This window comes from Bacillus mobilis (assembly GCF_001884045.1).
GTDB classification, from domain to species: Bacteria; Bacillota; Bacilli; order Bacillales; family Bacillaceae_G; genus Bacillus_A; species Bacillus_A mobilis.
Map to the genome: position 1 here is coordinate 1 of NZ_MACF01000126.1, position 264 is coordinate 264.

Below are 264 nucleotides of genomic sequence, written 5' to 3' on the forward strand. Positions count from 1 at the left end.
TTCTTCTGCAATCGGTGCTTCTTCTACAACTGGCTGCTCTTCTGCAATCGGTGCTTCTTCTACAACTGGCTGCTCTTCTGCAATCGGTGCTTCTTCTACAACTGGCTGCTCTTCTGCAATCGGTGCTTCTTCTACAACTTGTTGTTCTTCTGTGACCGGCGCTTCTTCTACAACTTGTTGTTCTTCTGCGACCGGCGCTTCTTCTACAACTGGCTGCTCTTCTGCAATCGGTGCTTCTTCTACAACTGGCTGCTCTTCTGCAAT

Annotated in this window: 1 pseudogene; it reads right to left on the minus strand. The window is 48.9% G+C overall.

What is annotated here, in order from left to right:
- A pseudogene (locus BAQ44_RS24370) lies at positions 1-264 on the minus strand (hypothetical protein); the annotation flags it as partial.